Origin of the sequence: Atopobium sp. oral taxon 810 str. F0209, from assembly GCF_000466405.1 — a bacterium.
GTDB lineage: Bacteria > Actinomycetota > Coriobacteriia > Coriobacteriales > Atopobiaceae > Olegusella.
On the sequence record NZ_KE952963.1, the window covers coordinates 19,216 to 26,227 of the forward strand.

The 7,012-nt window shown below is 48.2% G+C and carries 5 protein-coding genes; all 5 read right to left on the minus strand.

Annotated elements, in window-relative coordinates; genetic code table 11:
- Positions 1-480 precede the first annotated feature (480 nt).
- Positions 481-2,667: a heavy metal translocating P-type ATPase gene (locus tag HMPREF9069_RS07095; protein ID WP_084170355.1), complete on the minus strand. Its 2,187-nt coding sequence runs from the start codon at positions 2,665-2,667 to the stop codon at positions 481-483.
- Positions 2,668-2,800: 133 nt separating this feature from the next.
- Positions 2,801-3,673, minus strand: coding sequence for a metal ABC transporter permease (locus HMPREF9069_RS07100; RefSeq protein ID WP_021626546.1), 873 nt, complete (start codon positions 3,671-3,673; stop codon positions 2,801-2,803).
- Positions 3,666-4,337, minus strand: a complete 672-nt coding sequence (locus tag HMPREF9069_RS07105; RefSeq protein WP_021626547.1) for a metal ABC transporter ATP-binding protein — start codon at positions 4,335-4,337, stop codon at positions 3,666-3,668. The genes HMPREF9069_RS07100 and HMPREF9069_RS07105 overlap by 8 nt, the downstream gene beginning before the upstream one ends.
- 8 nt (positions 4,338-4,345) lie before the next feature.
- On the minus strand, positions 4,346-5,551 hold the full coding sequence (locus HMPREF9069_RS07110) for a metal ABC transporter solute-binding protein, Zn/Mn family (protein WP_198009737.1): 1,206 nt from the start codon (positions 5,549-5,551) through the stop codon (positions 4,346-4,348).
- A gap of 223 nt (positions 5,552-5,774) precedes the next feature.
- Complete coding sequence (locus HMPREF9069_RS07115) at positions 5,775-6,428, minus strand: ZinT/AdcA family metal-binding protein (protein ID WP_021626549.1); 654 nt, start codon at positions 6,426-6,428, stop codon at positions 5,775-5,777.
- Between the last annotated feature and the right edge of the window lie 584 nt (positions 6,429-7,012).

The window sequence follows — 7,012 nt, forward strand, 5'->3', positions numbered from 1 at the left end:
TTTCATTTCACGCCAGATGCCAAACGCCACGTTCTGCTTCATGCCGAGTGCCAAAAGCCACATATCGTTTCAACTGTCGCAGTCCTACGTGCCAAAAGCCACACTCTATTTCACCCTGGGTGCCAAACGCCACGTTCTACTTCACTTTTTTAGCCAAAAGCCACACATCTCTTCACGCCCAAAAAATCTACCTGCGAAAACGTGAAGGCCCCTCTTCACGCGAGAAAAATCTACCTGCGCAAACGTCAGGCTCTTTGAAATAGAGTGTGGCTTTTGACATTTTTTCTGAAACAGAATGTGGCGTTTGGCAAGCAAAACCATGTTGTTTGAAAGAATGCGTGGCGTTTGACAAGTAGAGCAATGCTGATTGAAACAGTTTATTGCTTTTGACAAGTAGCGTTATAAATGCAGGTAAAGAAACTCCGTTGCGAGTTGAACTTACAACGGAGTAGAAAGAACAGCTCAGGACCTAAAAGGCATCTAGCTCAAGCGCAATGCACGAGTTGCATTAAGCACACAAAGAATCATAACGCCTACATCTCCAAAGACTGCGAGCCACATAGGAGCCAAGCCCACCGCAGCCAACGCCAGAATCGCTAGTTTAATAGCCAAAGCAAAGAAAATATTTTGGCGAGCGATACGCATAGTGCCACGAGCAATACGAATGGCAATAGCAATCTGCGAAGGTCTATCGTCCATCAGTACAACGTCCGCCGCCTCGATAGCAGCATCTGATCCAAGTGCGCCCATCGCGATACCCACATCTGCACGCGCCAAAACTGGAGCATCATTGATGCCATCACCAACAAAAGCAAGCTTCCCGCCAGTCTTTTCAGCAGCAAGCAGACGCTCGACTTGTTTGACCTTATCGCCAGGAAGGAGTTCTGCATGGTATTCGTCAACACCGACTTTGCCAGCAACTTCAGCCGCGGTCTGTTGGCGGTCTCCGGTGAGCATGACCGTTTTTGTAACTCCGGCTTCCCTCATTGCCAGAATTGACTCGGCCGCATCAGTTTTGATCTCATCAGCAATAACAACATGACCAGCATAAACACCATCAATTGCAACATGGATAACCGTACCCGCAGCACCTGCATGCTCACAGCGATGAAAACGCGCACCTTCTGTTTCCATAAGTCGTTCGTTACCTACAGCGACTCGTCTGCCATCAACAGTTGCAACAACACCTTGACCAGCGATTTCGCTAGCAGTACTTACTTTGCAATCATCATCTGTTTCTGGATAAGCCTGACGCAAAGCAAGCGCGATGGGATGGGTCGAAAAGCTCTCAACATGAGCTGCAAGATGCAACAGGCGACGCTCATCTTCATCGCAAGCATCAAGGCCAGCATAGCCACGACCATTGCTGTATTCCCCCGCCTCAACACAGGCAATATCATGTACTGCGGTCACTTTAAAGGCACCGCACGTCAATGTACCTGTTTTGTCAAAAGCAACAGTATCAACTGCTGCAAGAGCCTCAAGATAATTGCCCCCCTTAATCAAGATACCCTGGCGCGAAGCTCCGCCCAAGCCACCAAAGAAAGATAAGGGTACTGACACCATCAAAGCGCAGGGGCAACTCACAACCAAGAAAGTCAAAGCGCGTAGCGCCCATGTGGGAAAAGTGACAACAAAGTTACCAGATACCAATGGCGGCAAGATAGCAAGCGCCAATGCAGCAAATACTACAAGAGGAGTGTAGTAATGCGCAAAACGCGTGATAAAACGCTCAGAGTGAGACTTGCGTTCGCGGGCGCCCTCAACCAAATCCAAAATACGACTTGCTGTGGATTCGCCGGCACTGCTTGTCACGCGTACACGCAAGGTGCCCGATTGGTTAACACAGCCTGAAATTGCTTCATCACCTATACCAATAGTTCGCGGAAGACTCTCACCAGTAAGAGCAACGGTATCTAAACTTGAATTACCCTCAACAACAATGCCGTCCAAAGGCACGCGCTCACCAGGGCGAATAATAATAAGCTCACCTAGCGCTACCTCTGCAGGAGCCACGGTCACCACTTCTCCTGCACGCTCGACATTGGCAGCATCAGGGCGGATATCCATAAGCTCTTCAATGGAATCACGGCTCTTATCCACTGCAGAATCTTGGATGAGTTCTCCTACCTGATAAAAAAGCATGACAAAGACAGCCTCAGCAAATTCAGGCGAGCCGCCAGGCAAAAAACCGATTGCAAAGGCACCCAGCGTTGACACAGCCATCAATAAACTCTCGTCAAAAGGATCATGGTCGCGAATGCCTTGCCAAGCCGCTGCCAACACATCGTAGCCTGCAACTACATATGGCACGGCAAACACCGCAAGGCGAACCCACATTGAAGGCACAAATGTACGCTCGACAATCACACAAATTAGCAAGAGGATGGAAGAAGCAATGATACGGCTAAGCTTAGCCTTGGGATTTTCCTCATCTTCATTGCGAGGATGGCTAAAATCACCACAGCAGCATCCATGGCTATGACCTTTTTCGTTATGGCAACAATCATGATTATGGCTACTATCGCCTGAGCAATCATGCACATGGTCGTGATCATGCCCTTCGTGGCAGTGGCAATCGTGGCTGTGTTCGTGCTTTTCCTCGTGGCAATGGCACTGCTTTTCTTCCTTGCAGTCACAACTTTGTTGCTTTTTTATCTCACTCATCTTGTCCTCCTAGACAATGTATGAGCATATGTTCATACTTTCTGCTAAAGCATAGCGCTCCACCCTTCTGCTGTCTAGCAAAAAAGCAAAGCGCTACATAATTCCTTCTACCAAGCAAAGCAAAAAAGAAGTTCTACTCCCCCGCCGCTGCTGTTTTGTTTATTTTTGTGGGAACACTGGCTTCTACAGCACCAGCTTCTACCATAGTTTTGGGCCGACGACGCAGACGCCCGTAAATGGTAAACAAAATGATACCAATAACCGCAGCAACCACGATGGCGCCACCCGGTCGGACATCGTAGTAATACGAAAAACTCAAGCCACAGAATGTATAAATCACGCCTAAAACCACCGACAAAATGCAAGTCTGCTTGTAACTACGGCTAACAAGCAGAGCGGTCGCTACTGGCAGTGTGACCAAAGATACTACCAACAGTGCGCCCACAACCTTGCATGCAAGACCAATCGTAATCGCAGAAAGCAAGGTGAAAATGCCGTTGACTACACCAACTTTGACACCTGCCAGTCGCGCCAAGGTTACATCTACCGCTAAATCCAACAGAGCCGCATAACAAATAATGCTTACAGCTACAACGGCAAGAAACACCACTGCTGTCCAAAGCAAATCAATTAAAGTCACCGAAGCAATCGAGCCAAAAAGATAGGATTCAAAAGTATTACCACCTGGAGCTAAGTCCGCCAAAATGACAGCCAAACCCAACCCAGCACTCATGATGACTGCAACAGACATGTCCCCAAAATGCGGCAAGCGCGCACGAACGGCCTCAATCATAAAAGCCGCCGCTACACAGCTTGCTACCGCACCCAGTACGGGATCAAAGCCACCCATCAGACCGATACCCACACCCAACAAAGACACATGGGATAATGCATCACTTACCATCGAGGTCTTGCGATTAATCATCACAATGCCAATCAGAGGTAATGCGACTGCCAACATCACGCCCGCAAGCAAAGTGCGCCGCATAAAATCAAACTCAAGCATGGGTAATCCTCCCATCTACAATTCGCCAGGTCGCATCCAACTTCATATGCGCCGACACAAGCTCTAGCTCATGTGACACCAAAAGCGTGCTAATACCTCGTTCTGCTCGTACGCGATCTAACAGCTCAAGGAAGCAAATCTTGCTTCCACTATCCACACCTGCCGTAGGCTCATCAAGCACAAGGAGTTTGGGGTCGTTGATAAGCGCGCGCGTAATCATGACACGTTGTTGCAATCCACCCGAAAGCTCGTTAAAAGGCACGCGTGCATATGCCGCTAATCCCATATCAGCCAAAGCCTGCTCCGCTCGCTCAAACTGACGTTTGCGCGGTATTTTGATAAAACCAAAGTCACCATAAAGACCTAGCGATACCATCTCGCGGCAAGTTGTAGGAAATGCCACCTTGTCCATGACATTTGCTTGGGGCACATATGCAATACAACGAGGATTGCTCATATGTGATGCAGGCTCACCAAAAACTAAAATCTTACCCTCGCGCAGCTTCAGCTCACCCAAAATCAGTTTGAGCAGGGTCGACTTGCCCGAGCCATTCTCGCCTGTAATGCAACAAGATGTACCTTCGGCGACGCTCAGGGATATTTTTTTCAACACTGACTCTGCTGTATAGCCAAAGCTCAGATCACATACTTCAACGGCGTTCATCTGCCCTCCTAAACCAAGGACTGATAGATAGCTTCGAGATTCGAACGCATGATTTCGACATAACCGTGCAGCTCAGCGCCCTGCTCTTCACTCACATATTCCATCGAAGCCAGAGGAGCGGCATGTCCTCCGATTTCACCTGCAACTGCATCCGCTCCCTTAGACGATGCACCAAGCTCATAGAACACCGTGTTAACGTCATGGCTGCGACAGAATTCCACTGCTTTTCGCACGGTTTTTAGGGCGGGAGCCTCGGTGGATGTGAGTCCCTGAAGAGGAAAATGCCTGATACCAAAGTCACAGCAGAGATAAGCATAGGCATTGTGTGTAACTACAAACTCTCGACGCTTTAGACCTGCAAATTTGTCTTGATACTCCGCATCAAGCTCAGTCAGACGTGACACCACATCGACTTTGTTTTTTCTGAAGCCACGTTCTCCATCAGGGAACTGCTTGCTCAAACAGTCACAAATGAGATTGCAGTAATGCTTTGCATTTTTGAGCGAAAGCCATGAGTGTGGGTCAAACGTGACCTTGTCATGTCCTGAAGAAGCACCTTCTACTACCTGCTTTACAGGAATCTCATCGCCATTTTCTTTGGTAACCAAACGATAGGAAAGCAAATCTTCCGATGCGCGATCAGAAACTAAGAGCCAATCTTTGCCTTTAGGCAGCGTAAAGCCGATATAGCCACTCTCGTGTCCCATTTCAAGTGCATACACTTCGTTTGCTTGAACATCTATGGTGGAGTGCTGGACAACAACTTTGCCCTGCTTACTCATAACCTCACGGCCAAGTCTGATGAGTTCTTTTTCGGAGGTATCTGCCGATGCTTGGATAAAAGCAACACGCATGATGTCTTGGTGAGTATGACCAAATTCAAAGCCGTAGGTACCCGGCTTGACTTCAAGTCGCGCCATATACTGAAACTCACCCATTGCAGCAGCACCTTTATAGGTAATCAAATCAACGCTATCCGAGAGCCTAAGCATGGGGAGTGCTGGAATGTTGTCACGCACTTGGTCGACCCAATGCTCCATATTGGCGCCATTGATAATGAGCAAATGAGCTGCTGAAAGGTCACGCAAAGCCTTGGGAGTTGGTTCCCACAGATGAGGATCTTTATTCGCAGGCATAAACGAGCGTATCTCTACCGCATCTCCTGCCACCTCGCGCGCAAGGTCATACACGGGGAAAAATGATGCGTAAGCCAAGGGACTCCCAGCAGGTACATGCGACGTTTTTTTACATGCAGCAAGCGATGCCCCCATAAGAGGCAACAAACACGCCCCGGTACACATATTCAGAAAGTCTCTTCTTGTGTAGTGCATAAAAACTCCTTGCAGCATCTTTTCCCACGCAAAACGCAGCCAAAGAGAGCAAAGTGGCTGCCGAAAGCTGGGGGTTTCGATAGCCAACGCAGGCTCTGTATGCGCGTTACTCCTTGATTTCGCCCTTGACCTGTTCAAGTGTGGTATTGGGCTTAACAAAGGTGGGATACCAATCGTCAGCAGCCATCAGCTCGTCGACATTCTTGCCATAGCGCATGTGGAAGTGGACCATCTCTTCTTCGCCGTGCACAGGCATCATCAGCAGTACGGGATATTCTGCCTGAGGATCGCTTGCCTCAAAAACATCCCACTCCAACTGGTGTCCACCATGCTCCACCTTGCGTGCTTCCTTGAAGTGATACTCAGCATGGGTAAGTTCCTTGCCGCCCTTATCCTCAAAGCCATCAAGGAAGGTGATGGTATCGCCCTCAACCTTAAGACCGTCAAAGTCGGCCTTTACCTTGGCAGAGAAGTCCTTCTTTACCTCATCGGCAGACTTCTTGTCTCGCTCGCCCACTTCCTTAAAGGTACTATCGAGCTCGGGATTGCTTAGGTAAGCAGAAAAACCATTCCAGGTACCTGCCCAATCAGAAAGACTAACGGTCTGGGTAGCACTCTGTGAGCTACTTGCACTACCAGCAGAGGAACCAGCAGATCCAGCAGGTGTTGGAGTATTGTTGCCACCACAGCCCGTCAGTGCAAGAGTTGCTGCTAGAGCAAAAGAAATGCCCGAAGCTGCAAGAGTCGTCATCCTATTCATTACCTACCTCCACTTTCTATCCTTATCCTAAAGATAACCATGGCTAACTTTTACTAAGGTATTCCTTCTTTTACATTTATCAACCTTAGCTAACTTAAATCTTTGACTTCAGCATCGGCACATTAAACTGTGTTTGGTTCTAACGTGCGAGCACAGGTAGAACCCCACATTTATCCACGCGTGTGAGACTTGTGTATCAACTATCTGCTACCAAGTAAATATCATTTCGTATGTCACTACCACCGCAAAAGCACCCTTTCGTGACTTCTAAAATTGCAAGAACACCAAAACACGAATTTGCCTTTTACAAAACCTCTGGTAGATGATTTATCAAGAAATTAATTTGTCGCAAACGGTGTTTTGTATGCTGGAGCTGCGATTTCTGGTCACAATACAGTGTTTTTGGCCTCACCTAGCAGGTCAGCTCTGCTTGTCAAACGCCACGGATTATTTCAAATAACGCGGCTCTACATGCCAAACGCCACATACTCTTTCAATCAACACAGCTTTGTTTGCCAAAAGCCACACATCTCTTCAATCAGCATCGTTCTGCTTGTCAAACGCCACGTTCTATTTCAGAAAAA

What these genes read in the sequence shown, in the direction of transcription:
- HMPREF9069_RS07095 (WP_084170355.1), bottom strand. Translation starts at nt 2,667, where the DNA reads ATGAGTGAGATAAAAAAGCAACAAAGTTGTGACTGCAAGGAAGAAAAG.
- HMPREF9069_RS07100 (WP_021626546.1), bottom strand. Translation starts at nt 3,673, where the DNA reads ATGCTTGAGTTTGATTTTATGCGGCGCACTTTGCTTGCGGGCGTGATG.
- HMPREF9069_RS07105 (WP_021626547.1), bottom strand. Translation starts at nt 4,337, where the DNA reads ATGAACGCCGTTGAAGTATGTGATCTGAGCTTTGGCTATACAGCAGAG.
- HMPREF9069_RS07115 (WP_021626549.1), bottom strand. Translation starts at nt 6,428, where the DNA reads ATGAATAGGATGACGACTCTTGCAGCTTCGGGCATTTCTTTTGCTCTA.